The organism is Sphingomonas sp. LH128, assembly GCF_000293195.2.
In the GTDB taxonomy this organism is placed as follows: Bacteria; Pseudomonadota; Alphaproteobacteria; order Sphingomonadales; family Sphingomonadaceae; genus Novosphingobium; species Novosphingobium resinovorum_A.
In genome coordinates, this window is the sequence record NZ_ALVC01000506.1 from 1 (window position 1) to 758 (window position 758).

1 protein-coding gene is annotated in these 758 nt (G+C 68.5%); it reads left to right on the top strand.

The genetic code is table 11. The features are described 5' to 3' along the window. The coding region (locus tag LH128_RS29380) for an agmatine deiminase family protein (protein WP_008833343.1) at positions 1-758 on the top strand (758 nt) is incomplete at both ends.

A 758-nucleotide genomic window follows, 5' to 3' on the forward strand; every position in this document is an offset into this window, starting at 1 on the left:
GCCCGCGCGCTGGAGCTGGTGTCCGAAAAGGTGAAGCTCGAAACCCGCCGCTACGGCGACGTCTGGCTGCGCGATACCGGGCCGCTTGTCACCGTGGACTCGCATGGCAACCGCAAGGGCATGCGCTTCGGCTTCAACGGCTGGGGCGGCAAGTACCTGATGGACGGCGATCAGGAGATCGGCGAGGAACTGGCGCGCGATGCCGGCCTCGACGTCGAGATGGCTGACTGGATCCTCGAAGGCGGGGCGATCGATGGCGACGGTACCGGGCTGGTGGCGGTGACCGAGCAGGTCTTCCTCAACCCCAACCGCAACCCGCACCTGACGCGCGCCGACCTCGACATGCGGCTGCAGCGTGATCTCGGTTACGAACGCGTGTTGTGGCTGGGCGACGGCCTCATCAACGACCATACCGACGGTCACGTCGACAACCTCGCCCGTTTCGTTGCGCCGAACCTGCTGGCGGTGCCGCGCGCGACCGGCAAGGACGATCCCAACGCCGCGATCTATGCCGACGCGAAGGCGCGGGCCGCGGCGATGGGCGTCGAGGTTGCCGAGGTCCCTTCGCCGGGCCGGGTCGAGACCGATGGCCGGGTGGAGCCCGCCAGCTACATGAACTTCGCGATCACCTCGAAACTGGTGGTCGTGCCGATCTACGGCACCGAACATGACGAGGAGGGCGTCGCCGCCATCGCCGCGCTGTTCCCGGACCGCGACACTCTGGGCGTCATGGCCGATGCGGTGCTGGCGGGCGGGGG